Below are 18,028 nucleotides of genomic sequence, written 5' to 3'. Positions count from 1 at the left end.
GATCGGGGGACGGATGGACGCGAAGGACCTGCTCACGATCGGCGAGGTGGCCCACCGCAGCGGGTTCCCGCAGTCGGCGCTGCGCTTCTACGAGCGGGAGGGGCTGCTCAGAGCCACCCGCACATCGGGCGGGCAGCGGCGCTACGAGCGCTCGGTGCTGCGCAGGCTCGCGTTCATCCGGGCGGCGCGCACCATCGGCGTCGGGCTCGACGAGGTGCGTGAGGGCCTCGACAAGCTGCCCGACGGCCGCACCCCGACCCGGGCCGACTGGACGCGGCTGTCGCGGTCGTGGCGCGGGCGCCTCGACGAGCAGATCGCGGCGCTCACCGCGCTGCGCGACGGGCTCGACTCCTGCATCGGCTGCGGGTGCCTCTCGCTGAAGCGCTGCGCGCTGTCGAACCCGGCCGACTTCGCGGCCGAGAACGGCTCCGGCGCGCGCTTCCTCCCGGCACTGCTGCGCCGAACCCCGGCCGAGGGCATCGGCTGACGCACATCGTCAGGTGCCCGCGCACACCGTTGACGGTGTGCGTGAGCACCACGCGGTGTGCGCCGGGTCAGGAGGACAGCAGGCGGGGCCGGGCCGACCAGCGGGCCGGCAGGGTGCGGTCGACCCAGGCGTAGAGATCCTCCACCGGCGGGCGGGTGCTGATGGCCGACTGCTCGTGCTCGGCGAGGAACGCGGTGGTGCGCTCCTCCCAGCCGACGCCCAGGCAGGGCACCCCGGTGGAGACGGCGAAGACGAGCGCGTGGATCCGGAGCCCGAACAGCGCGTCGGCCTCGCCGACCACGGCCTTGGCGAGAGCCGGGGGGAGCTGCGGGCCCAGCACCGGGATGTGGCGGCCGATGCGCTCGCCGAGCTCGGCGATGAGCACCTCGTCGCGGCGGGCCAGCCCGAGCCCGTAGTCGGCGTGCGTGCTGATGGCGAGGCCTGCGACCGCGCCACCGCGCTCGATCCAGCGCCGCGCGAGCGTCTCGGCGGCGTCCTGCAGCGCGTCGACGAGGATCGGGTTGGGCAGTGCCTTCGGCGCCACCAGCAGCAGCGGGACGGCCGGGTCGACGCCCGCGGCCGCGAGCGCGCGCCGGGCGTCGGCCGCCGGTGCGGGGGCGAGACCCATCGCGAGGTCACCGACGACCGGAGCGACGATGTCGTCGCCGAGGGTGGCGGCCGAGACCTCGTCGCGGACGGAGATGCGGCCGGGCTTGCGCACCGAGCGACGCAGCAGGTCGAGCACCCGCTCCGGGGTGCCCGGGTAGACGCCGATGGCGAGGTAGGTGATGTCGCGGCCACGTGCGGTGGCCGCCCAGATGATGGCCGGCAGGGCCTTCACCAGCGGCGACGCGCCGGTACCGAACAGGCCACCGCCGACGACGGCGATGCCGTCGCACCACTTGAGCGCCTTGGTGAAGGACAGGCCCTCCATCGGTACCGCGGGCACGTGGTGCAGCGCCTCGACCATGCGCGGGTTGCGCGAGACGATGCGCACCTCGACGTCGGCGGGCAGTTCCTGCAGCGTGCGCGCGAGCATCGCCTCGTCGCCCGTGTTGCCGTTGCCGAAGTTGCCGATGACGAGCACGCGGGTGGCGCGCGGGGTAGCGCTCCCCGCGTTCGCCTCGGCGGCATGCCGGCGGCCGAGGTCGGCGAGCTGCTGGCGGATCAGGCTGGTGCGGGGGTCCGTCATCGAGTTCCTCGGGTTGGGAGGGGCGCCACTCTCTGTGATCAACGGCAGGAGGCGTCGGACGGTTGCGCAGCCGCGATCACTCGTTCGCCGCAGACTACGGGGTGCTCCGATCCGACCGGACAGCACGTTCGGGGAACAGCCTTCCCGAACGTGCCGGCCGACCGCTCAGCTCCCGGCCCGTGCCGTTCGCCACGCCGACCGCCGGATCTTGCCGGTGTCGTCGCGCAGGGGGACGTCCACCCGCTCGAAGGACGAGGGCACCTTGGCCCGCGCCAGCCGGTCGGCGACGTGGGTCTGCAGGTCGTCGTCGGACACCGGTGCGTCGAGCTGCACGATGGCGTGGACCCGGGCGCCCAGGTCGTCGTCGGGAAGCCCGATGACGCAGGACGACAGCACGTGCGGATGCGAGCCGAGCGCGGCCTCGACCTCGGCCGGGTAGACGTTCGACCCGCCGACGAGGATCAGGTCGTCCCGCCGGTCGGCCAGGTAGAGGTAGCCGTCCTCGTCCATGTTCCCGAGGTCGCCGATCGACTCCCAGCCGTCCTTCTCCCGCGCGGTGGCGCCCACGTACCGGTAGGTGACGGTGTCGGCGGGCGGGCGCATCCAGACCTCGCCGACCTCGCCGAGCGGCAGCGGGTTGCCCTCGGCGTCGCCGATGCGGATCTCGCCGGACACCGGCCGTCCGACGGAGCCGGGGTGGGTGAGCCAGTCAACGCCGTCGATCATGCAGACGGCCTGGGACTCGGTGCCGGCGTAGAGCTCCCACACCTTCTCCGGGCCGAGCCAGTCGATCCACTCCCGCTTCACCGGCTCCGGGCACGGCGCGCCGACGTGCAGCAGCGTGTGCACGGCCGACAGGTCGGCCGCCGCGCGCACCTGCGCGGGCAGCCGCAGGATCCGGCCCAGGAGCGTCGGCACCGCGTAGAACCAGGTGACGCGGTGGTGGGCGACGGCGGTGAGCACGGTGGCGCCGTCGAAGTGGTCGAGCACCAGCAGCGTCGCCCCGTTCATCAGCGCGATCAGGGAGAACATGAACGGGGCGTTGTGGTAGAGCGGCGCGGTCACGGCGAACACTTCGCCGTCGCCGCGGATGCGCAGGCGCGGGGCGCGTTCCAGCACCGCGCTGGTCCACCCCGGCCGGCCGGCCACGATGATCTTCGGACGGCCGGTGCTGCCACCTGAGGTCGGCGCCTTCCAGCTCGGTGGCAGCACCGGTGGCAGCGGCTCGGCCGACAGCGTCTCGTCGGGGGACCAGGTGGCGGGCAGCCACGGCCGTCCGGTGGCCTCCAGCCCGACGACGATGGGCGAGCCGGCCAGCTCGACGAGCGCGGCGAGCTCGGCGGGCGGCAGCTTCGCCGAGACCGGCTGCGGGATCGCACCGAGCTTCCAGGCGCCGATGACCGCCGCGTAGAAGGCGGCGCCGTTGGGCAGCCCGATCGTGACCAGGTCACCGTGGCCGACCCCGAGCGCGGCGAACTCCCGCGCGGCCCGGCTCGATGCGGCGGCGAGCTCGGCGCGGGTCACCTGCGCGCCGTCCGGGCAGATCAGGGCCACGGCGTCGGGGGACCGCGCGGCCAGTTCGTCGAAGCCGGTTCCGACGGGCACGTCGCTCATCGACACCCTCCAGGTGCAGGATCGAGGCATGATCTATGAGATTCGGGAGTACACGACTGTCCCGGGCCGGATGCCGGCGCTCGTCGCGCGGTTCCGAGAGCACACCACGCGGATCTTCGCGAAGCACGGGATGGAGCTCGTGTTCCTCTCGGTCACCGAGCTGGGCAGCAACTCCAACAACGAGCTCGTCTACGTCCTGCGCTTCGACTCCTACGACGACATGGTCGCGAAGTGGGCCGCCATGCAGGCCGATCCCGAGTGGTTGAAGATCAAGGGCGACAGCGAGGCCGACGGTCCGATCGTCGCGTCGATCAACCGGAGAGTGGCGAACCCCACACCGTTCCTGTGAACGTCGGGGCTGCCTCACAGGAGCCCGCGTTAGGGTCGGGTACGTGACGCAGACCGACCGCTGGGTGAAGCTGGAAGGCGCCGACAACGTCCGCGACGTCGGCGGGCTGCCGTTGCGCGACGGCGGCCGCACCCGGAGCGGGGTGTTGCTGCGCAGCGCTACGCTCCACTACCTCACCGCCGCCGACGTGCAGTACCTCGTGCACGAGTTCGGGCTGCGGCTCGTGCTCGACCTGCGCCGTCCCGAGGAGATCGACCGCGACGGCCCCACCGCGGTGGCGGACGCCGGCGTCGAGACGGTCGGGCTCACGTTCATCGGCGAGGGTCGCGAGTCGCTGCCGGAGCATCCCGACGACGACATCGACCCGATGTTGCGCAACTACCTGCTCTACCTGTCCGACCAGCCCGGCAACGTCATCGCGGCGGTTCGGCGGCTCGCGGCGGCAGACGGCGGTCCGGCGCTGGTGCACTGCCTCGCGGGCAAGGACCGCACCGGCACGCTCGTCGCGCTGGTGCTCGACGCGATCGGCGTCGAGCGCGACGCGGTGGTGGCCGACTACGTGCTCTCGAGCGTGCAGATCGAGGCCATGTTCCGGCGCTGGACCACCGCGTCCGGCGAGGAGATGCCCGACGACCTGTCCGCGCACACGCCCCGTGCCGCGGTGATGGCGACGATGCTGGCGCGGCTCGACGCGGAGTACGGGGAGAACGGTGCCGGCGGCGCGGAGGGCTGGTTGCGCAAGAACGGCATCTCCGACGACGAGCTCGACAGCCTCCGCGCGCGCCTCACCGTCTCGGTCTGACCGTCACGGGAGCTCCTCGATCGGCATCGCGGCGTCGAGCTCGCGGAGGTTGCGCGGTTCGCCCGTGACCGCGGGCCAGCCGCGGCGCCGCGCGCTGGCGGCCACCTGGCCCGTGGCGATGTCACCGTTGCCCGCCGCGGCCATCAGCAGTCCCGACTCCTGCGCCGACACCGAACCCAGGTCGTCGATCACCGTGTTGGGCAGGTCCAGCAGCACCTGCAGCGCGGGGTGGTCCTCGGGCGCGAGCAGCGCCCAGGCGCGCCCGAGCGCCGCGCTGGGCACGGCGAGCACGATGTTGGCCTCGACGGCCGCCCACACCAGCGCCCGCATGTAGACGGGACGGCCGGTGGCGAAGGCGGTGAGCGCGGTGCAGTCGAGCACGCGCCCGCCGATCATCGGGCCGCCATCAGACGGTGGAGGGGCTGCTGGAGCGCGGCTGCGGCAGGAGGCGCAGCGTCTCGCGGGCGTGTTCCAGCTCGGCGGGCGGCGGTGGGCCGCCGTAGAGATCGGCGAGCGTGGCCAGCGACCGGTCGCGCAGCTGGCGCGCGGACACGGCCTCGGCGATGTAGGCGGAGATGCTCGGCGCCGCTCCGCGGCCGACGGCGGTACGGGCCTCGGCCAGCAGCTCGGCCGGCAGGCTCACCGTCACACGCTCTGTGCGCATGGCCGGGACCCTACGCCCGAAAGTGGCATCCCAGCAGGGTGCACCGGGATGCCAAGTTACCGACGGGTATGCCAAGGTGGGACGGAGACGGGTGCCTGGCGCGCGAGGAGGCCGCGATGGATCTGACCTACACCGCAGCGGAGGAGGAGTTCCGCAGCGAGCTGCGCTCCTGGCTGCAGTCGAACATCCCGGACGCCTGGTCGGCCCCGGGGTTCTGGGACGCGCTGCCCGACGACGAGAGCTTCGGACTGCGCCGCGACTGGGAGCGCGACAAAGCGCTCGCCGGGTTCGCCGGCATCCAGTGGCCCACCGAGTTCGGCGGCCGCGGCGGCACCCCCGGCATGAAGGCGATCTACGACGTCGAGATGGTGCTGGCCAACGCGCCGCGCACCGTCAACCCGCTCGGGCTGACGTTCCTCGCGCCGACCGTGATGGCCATCGGCACCGAGCAGCAGAAGCGCGACATCATCGGGCCGATGCTGCGCAACGAGGTGATCTGGTGCCAGGGCTTCTCCGAGCCCGGCGCGGGATCCGACCTCGCGGCGCTGTCCACCAAGGGCGTGCGCGACGGCGACGACTTCGTGGTCAACGGCCAGAAGGTGTGGACCACCAACGCCGTACACGGCGACAAGATCTTCACGATGGTGCGCACCACGCCCGGCAGCGAGAAGCACCGCGGCATCTCGATGCTGCTCATCGACATGCACCAGCCCGGCGTCGACGCGCGCCCGCTCAAGCAGATGAGCGGCGCCAGCGAGTTCGGCGAGGTCTTCTTCGACGACGCCCGCGTGGCCGCTGCCGACTGCCTCGGCGCGATCGACGAGGGCTGGCGCACCGCGATGCTGCTGCTGTCGTTCGAGCGCGGCGCGTCCGGCATCGGGCAGTACACGGAGTTCCGCCGCCAGTACGACACGGTCGTCGACGTCGCGCGCAAGCTGGGCCGCGACGCCGACCCGGTGGTCCGCGGGAAGCTGGCCAAGGTGCTCACCGACCTGGAGTGCCTGCGCTACCACGCCATGCACGTGCAGACCCAGGTGGAGCAGGGCCGTGACCTCGGCTTCGAGGCGTCCATGACGAAGCTGATCTGGTCGGAGCCCTCCCAGGACCTGTGGGAGGTGTTCGACCTGATCCTCGGGGAGGACGCGACGCTCGACGAGATCGACGGCGTGGATCTCCGGCCGCTGCACGGCCAGGCCATGTGGTCCCGGTCGGTCACGATCTGGGGCGGGTCCTCGCAGGTGCAGCGCAACGTCACCGCCGAGCGCGTGCTCGGCCTGCCGCGATAGGGGTCGGGCACATGTACTTCGCACTCACCGACGACCAGCGTGAGTTCGACTCCGCGGTCCGGTCCTACCTGGCCGAGCGCTTCGACCTCGCCGCCGTGCGCGAGGTGGTCGAGGCTCCCGACGGGGACGGCCATCCGGCCTCGCTGTGGAAGGCCGCCGCCGAGCAGGGCTGGCTCGCCGTCACGGTCCCCGAGGAGCACGACGGGCTCGGGCTCGGGCTCGTCGAGGCCCAGGTCATCTCCCGCGCCCTCGGTGCGGGAGTCGCACCCGGCCCGTGGCGCGGCAGCGTCCTGGCCGCCGAGGCGATCCGGCTGGCCGGCTCCGCCGAGCAGCAGGCCGCCTGGCTGCCCCGGCTGGCCTCCGGCGACGCGGTGGGCGCGTTCACGCTGCGTGGCTCGGCGCCGGGCACCCTGCGCACCGTGGAGTACGGCGCGATCGCCGACGTCGTCGTGGCCCGCTCCGGCGACGGACTGGCGCTCGTCACCGGCGCCGCCGCCACCCCGCAGGGCTCCTACGACGGCACGACCCGGCTCGCGAGCCTCGATGCCGGTGCGGGGGAGACGCTGCCCGGCGCGACGGCCGACGTGATCGACCAGCTCACCGCGCGGGCCACGGTGCTCGTGGCGGCCGACCTCGTCGGCATCGCCCGCGAGGCCATCACCCGCACGGTGGCCTACGACCGGGAGCGCCAGCAGTTCGGCGTGCCGGTGGGTTCGTTCCAGGCGATCAAGCACGCGCTGGCCGACCTGCACGTGGCCGTGACGCTCGCGGAGCACGCCGCCCTCTACGCCGCGCACGCGGTGGACGTCGGCCTCGACGGTGCCGACCTCGCGGTGGCCGTGGCCAAGGCCAAGGCCAGCGACGTCGCGTTCGACGCCACGGCCGCGATGATCCAGTACCACGGTGGGATCGGCTACACGTGGGAGCACGAAGCGCACTTCTTCTACAAGCGGGCGAAGCGGCTGGCGGGGCAGTTCGGCGACGGTGACGCGCAGCGGGCCCGGATCGCGGAACTGACCATCGGCTGAGCCGGTAAGGCGGCACTCCCCGGTTGTCGATCTGGGCTGTCGTCTATCTGGGCGGGACCTCACCCAATGGTTGGTCCTGATCCGGCGGCCGCGCATTCGGTCGATCATGCGCGGCCGGCGGCGCACTGGCGGCAAGCCCGAACGGGTGACGTCCCGACACCGCCCGTCGTGCCCGATTTGCGCGTTGTGAGATCGATCTGAAGGACAGACGGGCTGGTCAGGACAGGGTTCATCGCCGGTCGGGTATGGGTCGAGGCTCGGTCGGCGAAACGTCACGAATGGGTATCGACTGCTGCGACTGGCTGTGTCTGCAACATTCCAGTATGCAACGGTGACCGCTGATCGCGCTACGGAATTTCTTCGTGCGGACGTTATGCGTTCGCTGTGTGGTCGCACGCGCAACCGCCCGCCCCGCGCCTAGAAAGTGAGCACTGCGCAGGTGCTGAGATACCTCTTCAGGAAGGTCCTCGGTTGGGCAGCCATGATCATCGTGGCTACCAATCTGACCTACTTCCTGGCCAACCTGTTCCTCGATCCACGCGCCAACTACCTCCAGCTGCGGCCACCCCGCTCGCCGGAGCAGATCGCGCGTTCGCTGGCCCAGTACAACCTGGATCCCGGCACCCCGCTGTTCGGCCGGTGGTGGACCTGGATCACCGGCATCGTCCTGCACTGGGACTGGGGCACCTCGCCGGTCGGTGACAGCGTCAACACCCAGATCGGTTTCCGGATCGGGGTGAGCGCGCAGCTCGTGCTGTTCTCGCTGATCTTCGCCACGGCCATCGGCATCGCGCTGGGCGTGTACACGGCCTCGCGGCAGTACCGCTTCGCAGACCGCTTCAACCAGGGCCTGTCGATCATCACGCTCAACATCCCGACCGTGGTCGCCGCGCTGGTGGTGGTGCTGCTCGCGATCTCCCTCAACCAGGGCCTCGGCACCACGCTGCTGTTCGTGGCGGGGGCCCAGTCGCCCACCGTCAGCGGTTTCTGGCCGCTGGTCGTCGACCGCATCCAGCACCTCGTGCTGCCCACCGTCTCGCTGACGCTGATCAGCTACGCGGGCTACCACATGCTGCAGCGGGCGCTCCTGCTCGACAACATCAACTCCGACTACGTCCGGATGGCGCGGGCGAAGGGGCTGACGCGGCAGGAGGCGATCCGTCGCCATGGCCTGCGCACGTCGCTGATCCCGGTGGCCACGTCCATCGCCTTCGCGATCCCGGCGCTCTTCACCGGCGCCGTGATCACCGAGACGATCTTCGCATGGCAGGGCATGGGCCAGTACTTCACGCAGACGATCAGCAAGAACGACGTCCACGGCGCTGTCGCGGTGGCCGCGTTCGGAGCCTTGATGACGGCGGTCGGCGCGATCCTCGCCGACATCGCCGTCGTGGTGCTCGACCCGAGAGTGCGGGTGACCGGATTATGACCGCCAACCTTCCCGAACTGCAGCCGACGCTCGACGACCTCGATGCGGAGCTGTCACCGGACGAGAGCCTCAGCGAGCGGCGCGGCCGCCACATGAGCAGGCGCACGCTCTACACGCGCCGTTTCCTGCGCAACAAGGGCGCCGTGGTCGGGGTCGTGATCCTCGGGCTGCTGGTCCTGTTCGCGGTGTTGGGTGGGTTCCTCACCAGCTACACCTACAGCGACGTCGACTTCACCAACCTCAGCTCGGAGCCGTCGCTGGATCACCTGTTCGGCACCAACGGCAGCGGCAACGACACGTATGCCCAGGCCGCACACGGCCTGGGTCGATCGATGATCATCGCGCTCAGCGTCTCGTTGCTGACCACGGTGATCTCGGCGTTCGTCGGTGCGGCGGCGGCCTACTTCGGCGGCACGGTGGAGCGCGCGATCCTCGGGCTGGTGCACTTCCTGCTGGTCGTGCCGGCGTTCCTGATCCTGGCGCTCGTGTCGCAGAGCGCAGGCGGGGACTGGCGGGCCCTGATCATCGTCCTGACGGCACTGGGCTGGATGTACAACGCGCGCGTGGTGTGGTCGCTGAGCACCTCACTGCGTGAGCGCGAGTACGTGCAGGCAGCGCGGTTCATGGGAGTGGGCTCGTTCCGCATCGTGTTCCGGCACATGATCCCCAACATCGGATCGTTGCTGATCGTCACGTTCACGCTGGGCGTGGTGGCCACCGTGCAGGGCGAGACGGCCCTGTCGTTCATCGGGTTCGGCGTGCAGTTGCCCGACGTCTCGCTGGGCACGATGCTCAGCGACGGCGCAGGCTCGCTGTCGAGCTCGTGGTGGCTGTTCGTCTTCCCCGCCGTGCTCGTCACGTTGCTGACGGTGTCGATGGCGCTGATCGGCGACGGGCTGCGGGATGCGCTCGACCCCACCTCGCGGTCGGGAGGCCGGGCATGACCGCGCCGGGCCCGCCCGTTCTCTCGGTGCGCAACCTCCAGGTCTCCTTCCCGTCGGAGGCCGGCCGGGTCGACGCCGTGCGGGGCATCGAGTTCGATCTCCACGCCGGCCGGACGCTGGGCATCGTCGGCGAGTCGGGTTCGGGCAAGTCGGTCACGTCGATGGCGATCATGGGACTGCTCCCCGACTACGCGGTGGTGTCGGGATCGATCGCGCTGAACGGGCGCGAGGTGCTCGGCCTCGACGACAAGGCGATGTCCAAGATCCGTGGCCGCGACATCGGCATGATCTTCCAGGACCCGCTGTCCTCGTTGACACCGATCTTCACCGTCGGCGCCCAGATCGTGGAGGCGTTGCAGATCCACCAGGACATGGGCCGCGACGCCGCGTGGAAGCGCGCGGAGGAGCTGCTCGACCTGGTCGGCATCCCCGACGCCAAGGCGCGGGCCAAGTCGTTCCCGCACGAGTTCTCCGGCGGCATGCGCCAGCGGGTGGTGATCGCCACGGCGATCGCCAACAACCCCCGCCTGATGATCGCCGACGAGCCGACGACGGCGCTCGACGTCACGGTGCAGGCGCAGATCCTCGACGTGCTCAAGCTCGCGCAGACCGAGACCGGCGCGGCACTGATCATGGTGACCCACGACCTCGGCGTGGTCGCGGGCTCCGCCGACGACGTGATGGTGATGTACGCCGGCAAGCCGGTGGAGAAGGCCGGGGTGGAGGAGCTGTTCGCCGAACCGCGGATGCCCTACACCGTCGGCCTGCTCGGTGCCATCCCGCGCGTCGACGTCACGGAGCGGCGGCCACTCGTGCCGATCATGGGCAACCCGCCGTCGATGGTCGACCTGCCGCCCGGCTGCCCGTTCGAACCGCGGTGCCCGATCGCGATCAGCGAATGCCGCGAGGAGGAACCCGAGCTGATGGCGGTGCAGGCCGCAGCCGGTGGTGCGCACACCGCGGCCTGCATCCGTGCGCACGGCATCCACGGTGGCCTGATCGACGACGCCGAGATCTACCCGCTCGGCCCGCTGCTGGAACCGGCGGTGGCGTCGATCCCGCGCGAGCGGCGCGCGCCGGTGCTCGAGCTCACCGATGTCCGCAAGACGTTCCCGCTGCTCAAGGGTGCGATCCTCAAGCGCAGGGTCGGCTCGGTGCACGCCGTGGCCGGGATCGACCTCGACATCCGGGAGGGCGAGACGGTCGGGCTGGTCGGTGAGTCGGGCTGCGGCAAGACCACGACGCTGCTCGAGATCATGAACCTGCGCAAGCCGGAGACGGGCAGCATCCGGGTGGCGGGCGTCGACGTCGCCGGACTCAAGGGCCGTGGCGAGGAGCGGGCGCTGCGGCGGAAGTTGCAGATGGTGTTCCAGGACCCCATGGGTGCGCTGGACCCGCGGATGACGGTGTTCGACATACTGGCCGAGCCGCTCACCGCGATGGCGGAGAGCAGCCGCAAGGTCATCGAGCAGCGCGTCGACGAGCTGATGGCGCTGGTGGGGCTCGACCCGGGCCACAGCGACCGGTTCCCCACCGCGTTCTCCGGCGGGCAGCGCCAGCGCATCGGCATCGCCAGGGCGCTGGCCACGAACCCCGCGCTCGTCGTGCTGGACGAGCCCGTGTCGGCGCTCGACGTGTCCATCCAGGCCGGGGTCATCAACCTGCTGAACGACCTGAAGGCGAAGCTCGGGCTCTCGTACCTGTTCGTGGCGCACGACCTGTCGGTGGTGCGCCACATCTCCGACCGCGTGGCCGTGATGTACCTGGGGCGCATCGTGGAGATCGGGTCGGTCGACGACCTGTTCGACGACCCGCAGCACCCGTACACCCAGGCGCTGCTGTCGGCGGTCCCGGTGCCCGATCCGAAGGTCGAACGCGCCCGCGAGCGCGTGATCCTGCGCGGTGACCTGCCCAGCCCCACCGACGCGACGGCGGGGTGCTCGTTCGTCAGCCGCTGCCCGCTGCACCTGACCCTCGACGAGACCAAGCGCGCCCGTTGCACGGGTGAAACGCCGGAGCTGACCGGAAAGGGGGATTCCGACCAGCTGAATGCCTGTCACTTCCGCTGATGTGACTCTCACCCTCCGCACCTCGCGAGAAAGAACACACCACATGCATGTCCTGAAGAAATCCGCTGCGCTCGTGGCCACCGCCGCGGTGGCGGTGGCGCTGGCCGCCTGCGGTAACTCCGGGTCGAACAGCGCTGCTCCGGCCGACACCGCAGCAACGCTCGCCGCGAAGTCCGCCTACAACCCGCAGCCCTACGACAACGTCAAGGACGGCGGCACCCTCACGACGCCGACGGCGGAGATCTCGCCGCAGTTCAACATCTTCCAGGGCGACTCCACGAACTACTCGACGCTCCTGTGGCGCTGGTACAACCCCGACCTGATCAGCTTCACCGACGACGGCCAGGCCGTGTACAACCCGGACTACCTGACCGACGTCAAGCAGGAGGAGGTCGGCGGGAACACGAAGATCACGTACACGATCAACCCGAAGGCCAACTACAACGACGGCACGCCGATCGACTGGAAGTCGTTCGAGGCCACCTGGAAGGCCAACAGCGGCAAGGACGAGGCGTACAGCGTCAGCAGCAGTGACGGCTACGACCGCATCACCTCGGTGACCAAGGGCGTCGACGACCGCCAGGCGGTCGTCACGTTCGACGGCATCAACCTGTGGTGGCAGAGCCTCTACAACTACGTGCTCAACCCCGAGGCCGTCACGCCCGACGTCTTCAACAAGGGCTACATCAACACCCCGCACGTCGAGTGGGGCGCCGGTCCCTACACCATCCAGAAGTTCGACCAGCAGAACAGCACGGTCGTCTTCGAGCGCAACCCGAAGTGGTGGGGCAAGAAGGGCAAGCTCGACACGCGGACGTTCATCGCGATGGAGTCCGCTGCCTTCATCAACGCGTTCAAGAACGGTCAGATGGACGCCGTGTCGATCAACGGCAAGGACCAGCTGGCACAGGTCAACGGTCAGGCCGGCACCGAGCTGCGCAAGGCGGCGTCGCTGCAGACCGACTACTTCACGCTCAACGGCACCAGCCCGAACCTCTCCGATCCCGCCGTCCGCAAGGCGATCATGGAGGGGATCGACCGCAAGCAGATCACCCAGTTCCACTTCCAGGGCCTGGACTACTCCTCGGACCCGATCGGCTCGATGAACCTGCTGCCCTTCCAGAAGGGCTACCAGGACAGCTTCGGCAAGGTCATCCAGTACAGCCCCGACCAGGCCAAGAAGGATCTGGACGCGGCAGGCTGGGCGGTCGGACCGGACGGTTTCCGGGTGAAGGACGGCAAGACGCTGGAGTTCACCTACGTCAACACCGGTGACGACGCCGTCGGCAAGGCCGTCGCGGGCGGTACGGCGGCGATGATGAAGAACATCGGCGTCAAGATGGACATCCGCCAGGTCCCGTCGGCCGACTTCTCGAAGATCGTCACGGGCAAGCAGTTCGACATGTTCTACTCCGGAGCCGTGCAGACCGACCCGTTCGGGATCGCGTACATCTGCCAGCTGTTCTGCTCGGACACCCAGTTCATCAAGTCCGGGGTCAACGACCCCAAGAACGATGCGCTGATCAAGTCCGTGAACACGCTGCCCACGCCGGAGGAGCAGTACACGAAGGCCGCCGAGGCCGAGGTTGCCGCGTTCAGCACCTACGGCGTCGTGCCCACGGTGAACCTGGTGGCGATCTACGCCGTCAAGAACGGCCTCGCCAACTACGGCGCAGGCCGCTACTTCACCACCCCGCCGGAGAACATCGGCTGGCAGAAGTAGCCGTCGATCGGTGGATCACGGCGGGGCCCGGCACCACATGGTGCCGGGCCCCGCTGTTTCTGCTAGACCACTGATCGTGACCGACTCCTACCTGGCCGTGGCCGACGCCCGGCGCGCCGCCGTACTCGCCGCCACCGACTCGCCGTTCACGATCGAGGTGCGGTTCCAGGGCGGACTGACCGAGCGGCAGCAGGCCGCGTTCACCGCGGCGGCCGACCGGTGGGCCCGGGTGATCGTCGGCGACCTGCCGCCGGTGCAGATCGGCAGCGAGACGATCGACGACGTGCGGATCCTCGCCGAGGGCGCCACCGTCGACGGTCCCGGGAAGGTCCTCGGCCAGGCCGGGCCGACGCACCTGCGCCCCGCGGCGGCCGGGGTCGCCGCGATGCTGCCCGCGCAGGGCTCGATGACGTTCGACACCGCCGACCTCGCGGCGATGGAGGCCGACGGCACGCTCGACGACGTCATCACCCACGAGATGGGGCACGTGCTGGGCATCGGCACGATCTGGGACCGGAAGGACGTGCTGGTCGGTGCGGGCACCGCCGACCCGACGTTCACGGGTGCCGGCGCGATGGCCGAGTACGCGACGCTGACGGGCAAGGCCGCCGTCGCGGTGCCCGTCGAGAACATCGGGGGGCCGGGCACGGCAGGCGGGCACTGGCGCGAGTCGGTGTTCGGCAACGAGTTGATGAGCGGCTTCATCGCGGCTCCCGGCAACCCGCTCAGCCGCGTCACCACGGCGAGCCTGGCCGACCTCGGGTACCAGGTGGACCTCGCAGCGGCCGAGCCGTACACGCTGCCCGTGCCGGCGCCAGTCGGCAGCGGCTCGGTGCGGTCGGGCCACGGCGGGCTCGGCCGGATGCTGCCGCGCGAGCCGGTCGTGCTGCCCGCAGGGAGCCTCCGGGGCTGATACCCCGGTTCCCGGTCCTCTCCCTTCGTGTCGGTTGTGTACAGCCCGTTGACCACAATGGATGCGGCGACGCCGTTCGGGTGGCACGGTGGGGGGTATGCCGCCCGTACGAGCGACCGCCGTCAATTCCACTGCAGCCGCACTGCTCGGGCTCCTGCACGGGAGCCCCATGACCGGAGGGCAGCTCGTCGCTGCCGCGGGGGAGCGGTTCGGCTCCTTCTTCTCCGTCACCCGAAGCCAGGTCTACCGGGAGCTCCCGGTGCTCGCCGAAGCCGGCCTGCTGAAGCTGGGCAAGCAGGGCCCACGGGCCTCCCAGCAGTACGCGATCACACCGGCGGGCAAGCGGTCGTTCAAGGCGTGGCTGGCGGCAGGCGGCGGGGTCGACGCCGTGCGCAGCCCGCTGGTGCTGCGGCTGCTGCACGCGGGCACGTTGACGCCCAAGCAGCGCGCCGAGCTCGTCAGCAGCAGCCGGGAGGCCTACGCCACGTGGTTGGAGGGAGCGCGCGCCGCCGCGAAGGGGGAGTCCGACCCCTACCTCAAGCCGGTGGCCGACTTCACCGTCGCCCACGTCCGCGCGATGCTCAAGCTGCTCGACGCCATCCCGGCCGACTGAGGAGCACCCGACTCGGAGCGGCGCGTAACCTGGACCGTTGTGAACCCCGACGCCGCGGCCGACCTGAAAGAGCTCACCACCACCCTGGAGAGCATCGAGGCGGTCACCGACCTGCCAGCGCTGCGCGGTGAGATCGCCGACCTGTCCGACCAGGCCGGTCAGCCCGACCTCTGGAACGACACCGAGGCCGCGCAGAAGGTCACGAGCCGGCTCGCGCACGCCCAGGGCGACCTGCGGCGGCTCGAGGAGCTCCGCCGCAGGCTCGAGGACCTGCCGGTGCTCTACGAGCTCGCCGAGGACGAGGCCGACGAGGGCGCCATCGCCGACGCCGACGCCGAGCGCTCCAAGCTGCGCGACGACATCTCCTCGCTCGAGGTCCGCACGCTGCTCTCGGGTGAGTACGACGCGCGCGAGGCGCTGGTCACCATCCGCTCGGAGGCCGGTGGCGTCGACGCCGCCGACTTCGCCGAGATGCTGCTGCGGATGTACCTGCGCTGGGCCGAGCGCCACGGGTACCCCACCGACGTCTACGACACCTCCTACGCGGAAGAGGCCGGCATCAAGTCGGCCACCTTCGCCGTGCACACCCCGTTCGCCTACGGCACGCTCTCGGTCGAGCAGGGCACCCACCGGCTGGTGCGCATCTCCCCGTTCGACAACCAGGCGCGCCGCCAGACGTCCTTCGCGGGCGTCGAGGTGGCGCCCGTCGTCGAGACGAGCGACCACGTGGACATCGACGAGAAGGATCTGCGCGTCGACGTCTACCGGTCCTCGGGTCCCGGCGGCCAGGGCGTCAACACCACCGACTCGGCGGTGCGCCTCACGCACATCCCCACCAACATCGTCGTGTCGTGCCAGAACGAGCGCAGCCAGATCCAGAACAAGGCCTCGGCGATGGTCGTGCTGCAGGCCAAGCTGTTGGAACGGCGCCGTCAGGAGGAGCGGGCCCTGATGGACTCGCTCAAGGACACCGGCTCGTCGTGGGGCAACCAGATGCGCTCCTACGTGCTGCACCCGTACCAGATGGTCAAGGACCTGCGCACCGAGTACGAGGTGGGCAACCCCGGCGCGGTGCTCGACGGCGACATCGACGGCTTCATCGAGGCGGGCATCCGCTGGCGGCGCAACCACGCCGCCGACGCCTGACCCCAGCCGTTCGCCCGCCCGGTCGGCCGGGCAATCTGCCGAGCGGTAGCGGCTGGTCGCCGAGGGGGCGGGGCGGATGGGGAGCCTCGGGCGCCCGACCGGTAGCGTCCCCGGACGTGATCCGCCTCGAACGCGTCACCAAGTTGTACAAGACCTCTACGCGCCCTGCGCTGGACCGGGTCTCGGTGAATGTCGAGAAGGGCGAGTTCGTCTTCCTCATCGGCCCATCGGGTTCGGGCAAGTCGACGTTCCTGCGGCTGCTGCTGCGCGAGGACGTCCCCACCCGCGGCAACATCTTCGTGTCCGACCTCAACGTGGCGAAGCTCCCCCGCCGCCGCGTCCCGCGCCTGCGCCAGCGCATCGGCTGCGTCTTCCAGGACTTCCGGCTGCTGCCCAACAAGACCGTCGGCGAGAACGTCGCGTTCGCGCTGGAGGTCATCGGCAAGCAGTCGGCAACCATCAAGAAGGTGGTGCCGGAGGTGCTCGACCTCGTCGGGCTCGACGGCAAGGCCGACCGGCTCCCGCACGAGCTCTCCGGTGGTGAGCAGCAGCGCGTGGCGATCGCGCGCGCCTTCGTCAACCGGCCGATGGTGCTCATCGCCGACGAGCCCACGGGCAACCTCGACCCCGACACCAGCCAGGACATCATGTTGCTGCTCGAGCGGATCAACCGCACCGGCACCACGGTCGTCATGGCCACGCACGACCACTCCATCGTCGACTCCATGCGCCGCCGTGTCGTCGAGCTCGACCTCGGGCAGGTCGTGCGCGACGAGATCCGCGGCGTCTACGGCGTGGGGCGGTAACGGGGGATGCGTTCCGATTTCGTCGTCCGCGAGGTCCTCACCGGCCTGCGCCGCAACGTCACGATGACGATCGCGATGGTGCTCACCACCGCGATCTCGCTGGGACTGGTCGGCACCGGGCTGCTCGCGGTCCGCACGATCGACCGCACCGAGCAGCTCTACAGCGATCGCGTCGAGGTGCAGGTCGCGCTGACGGCCGACGTCTCCGCGGCCGACGCCGACTGCAGCCAGCCGATCTGCACCGGCATCAAGGCGATCCTGACGAACTCGCCGCTCGTCGAGTCGGTGAAGTTCGAGAGCCAGCAGCAGGCCTACGAGCGCTACAAGGAGCTGTTCGCCGGCCAGTCACTCGCCGACGTCGTGCGACCGCAGTCGCTGCCGGCCACGCTGCGGGTGAAGCTGTCCGACCAGGTCGCGGGCGCGCAAGCGGTGCGCCAGGCCATGAACGGCCAGGTCGGCGTGCGCAACGTCATCGACCAGCGCGACGTCGTTGCCAAGCTCTTCGACTTCCTCGGCGGCGTCCGCAACATCACGTTCGCGCTGGCGCTCGTGCAGGCCATCGCGGCACTGCTGCTGATCTCCAACACCGTCCAGGTCTCGGCCTACACCCGGCGCACCGAGGTCGGCGTGATGCGGCTGGTGGGCGCCACGCGCTGGTACACGCAGCTGCCGTTCCTCATCGAGGCCGTCGTCACGGGTGTGATCGGCGCGCTGATCGCCGCGGGCGGGCTGCTGGCCGGCAAGTTCCTGTTCTTCGACCAGCTGCTCTCGGGCATCGTGTCCAACGGCGTGGTGCCGCCGATCGAGGTCTCCGACATCATCTGGGTCTCACCGATCCTCGTGATGATCGGCGCGGGCATCGCCGCGGTCACCGGCTACGTCACGCTGCGGGCCTACGTCCGACTCTGACGGTGTTCGGCCGCAACAGCGTGAAACCGGTGGCCCGGTCCGCGTAGGCTGGAC

The 18,028-nt window shown here is 70.4% G+C and carries 18 protein-coding genes; 14 read left to right on the top strand and 4 right to left on the bottom strand.

What is annotated here, in order from left to right; translation table 11 throughout:
• Positions 1-13: 13 nt before the first annotated feature.
• Complete coding sequence (soxR, locus tag ACFPFQ_RS38505) at positions 14-487, top strand: redox-sensitive transcriptional activator SoxR (protein WP_379627966.1); 474 nt, start codon at positions 14-16, stop codon at positions 485-487.
• Between the two features lie 67 nt (positions 488-554).
• On the opposite strand, the gene ACFPFQ_RS38500 is transcribed toward soxR, so the two are convergent.
• Positions 555-1,679, bottom strand: coding sequence for a polysaccharide pyruvyl transferase family protein (locus ACFPFQ_RS38500; RefSeq protein WP_379627964.1), 1,125 nt, complete (start codon positions 1,677-1,679; stop codon positions 555-557).
• A 165-nt stretch (positions 1,680-1,844) separates the two neighbouring features.
• Positions 1,845-3,293 carry an AMP-binding protein gene (locus ACFPFQ_RS38495; protein WP_379627962.1) on the bottom strand — a complete coding sequence of 483 codons (1,449 nt, stop codon included), beginning with the start codon at positions 3,291-3,293 and terminating at the stop codon, positions 1,845-1,847.
• Between the two features lie 28 nt (positions 3,294-3,321).
• Between ACFPFQ_RS38495 and ACFPFQ_RS38490 the strand changes: the two genes are divergently transcribed.
• On the top strand, positions 3,322-3,642 hold the full coding sequence (locus ACFPFQ_RS38490) for an NIPSNAP family protein (RefSeq protein ID WP_379627960.1): 321 nt from the start codon (positions 3,322-3,324) through the stop codon (positions 3,640-3,642).
• Between the two features lie 43 nt (positions 3,643-3,685).
• Positions 3,686-4,444 carry a tyrosine-protein phosphatase gene (locus ACFPFQ_RS38485; protein WP_379627958.1) on the top strand — a complete coding sequence of 253 codons (759 nt, stop codon included), beginning with the start codon at positions 3,686-3,688 and terminating at the stop codon, positions 4,442-4,444.
• A 3-nt stretch (positions 4,445-4,447) separates the two neighbouring features.
• On the opposite strand, the gene ACFPFQ_RS38480 is transcribed toward ACFPFQ_RS38485, so the two are convergent.
• Both ACFPFQ_RS38480 and ACFPFQ_RS38475 read right to left on the bottom strand, forming a co-directional pair.
• Positions 4,448-4,840, bottom strand: coding sequence for a hypothetical protein (locus tag ACFPFQ_RS38480; protein ID WP_379627956.1), 393 nt, complete (start codon positions 4,838-4,840; stop codon positions 4,448-4,450).
• Between the two features lie 10 nt (positions 4,841-4,850).
• Positions 4,851-5,108 (bottom strand): hypothetical protein, encoded by a 258-nt coding sequence (locus ACFPFQ_RS38475; RefSeq protein WP_379627954.1) that lies wholly within the window; start codon positions 5,106-5,108, stop codon positions 4,851-4,853.
• A 116-nt stretch (positions 5,109-5,224) separates the two neighbouring features.
• Between ACFPFQ_RS38475 and ACFPFQ_RS38470 the strand changes: the two genes are divergently transcribed.
• The 11 genes from ACFPFQ_RS38470 to ftsX all read left to right on the top strand — a co-directional run bounded on the left by ACFPFQ_RS38470 (position 5,225) and on the right by ftsX (position 17,974).
• Entirely contained in the window at positions 5,225-6,394 is a 1,170-nt protein-coding gene (locus ACFPFQ_RS38470; protein ID WP_379627952.1) for an acyl-CoA dehydrogenase family protein, read from the top strand.
• An 11-nt stretch (positions 6,395-6,405) separates the two neighbouring features.
• Complete coding sequence (locus tag ACFPFQ_RS38465) at positions 6,406-7,422, top strand: acyl-CoA dehydrogenase family protein (protein ID WP_379627950.1); 1,017 nt, start codon at positions 6,406-6,408, stop codon at positions 7,420-7,422.
• 481 nt (positions 7,423-7,903) lie between these two features.
• Entirely contained in the window at positions 7,904-8,851 is a 948-nt protein-coding gene (locus ACFPFQ_RS38460; protein WP_379627948.1) for an ABC transporter permease, read from the top strand.
• Positions 8,848-9,795, top strand: a complete 948-nt coding sequence (locus ACFPFQ_RS38455) for an ABC transporter permease (RefSeq protein WP_379627946.1) — start codon at positions 8,848-8,850, stop codon at positions 9,793-9,795. Before ACFPFQ_RS38460 ends, ACFPFQ_RS38455 begins: the two co-directional genes overlap by 4 nt.
• Complete coding sequence (locus tag ACFPFQ_RS38450) at positions 9,792-11,864, top strand: dipeptide ABC transporter ATP-binding protein (RefSeq protein ID WP_379627944.1); 2,073 nt, start codon at positions 9,792-9,794, stop codon at positions 11,862-11,864. Before ACFPFQ_RS38455 ends, ACFPFQ_RS38450 begins: the two co-directional genes overlap by 4 nt.
• Positions 11,865-11,907: 43 nt before the next feature.
• The gene (locus ACFPFQ_RS38445; RefSeq protein ID WP_379627942.1) at positions 11,908-13,587 is read left to right on the top strand and encodes an ABC transporter family substrate-binding protein; all 1,680 of its coding nucleotides are present in this window, start codon (positions 11,908-11,910) and stop codon (positions 13,585-13,587) included.
• Positions 13,588-13,663: 76 nt separating this feature from the next.
• The gene (locus tag ACFPFQ_RS38440; protein ID WP_379627940.1) at positions 13,664-14,500 is read left to right on the top strand and encodes a leishmanolysin-related zinc metalloendopeptidase; all 837 of its coding nucleotides are present in this window, start codon (positions 13,664-13,666) and stop codon (positions 14,498-14,500) included.
• Positions 14,501-14,597: 97 nt separating this feature from the next.
• On the top strand, positions 14,598-15,113 hold the full coding sequence (locus ACFPFQ_RS38435) for a PadR family transcriptional regulator (protein ID WP_379627938.1): 516 nt from the start codon (positions 14,598-14,600) through the stop codon (positions 15,111-15,113).
• Between the two features lie 39 nt (positions 15,114-15,152).
• On the top strand, positions 15,153-16,259 hold the full coding sequence (gene prfB, locus ACFPFQ_RS38430) for a peptide chain release factor 2 (RefSeq protein ID WP_379627936.1): 1,107 nt from the start codon (positions 15,153-15,155) through the stop codon (positions 16,257-16,259).
• A 116-nt stretch (positions 16,260-16,375) separates the two neighbouring features.
• On the top strand, positions 16,376-17,065 hold the full coding sequence (gene ftsE, locus ACFPFQ_RS38425; RefSeq protein ID WP_379627934.1) for a cell division ATP-binding protein FtsE: 690 nt from the start codon (positions 16,376-16,378) through the stop codon (positions 17,063-17,065).
• Positions 17,066-17,071: 6 nt separating this feature from the next.
• Positions 17,072-17,974, top strand: a complete 903-nt coding sequence (gene ftsX, locus ACFPFQ_RS38420) for a permease-like cell division protein FtsX (protein WP_379627932.1) — start codon at positions 17,072-17,074, stop codon at positions 17,972-17,974.
• Positions 17,975-18,028 lie beyond the last annotated feature (54 nt).

It is taken from the genome of Pseudonocardia sp. GCM10023141 (assembly GCF_042653605.1).
The sequence above is the reverse complement of the archived record's forward strand: the minus strand, read 5'-3'. Positions and strand labels throughout refer to the sequence as shown.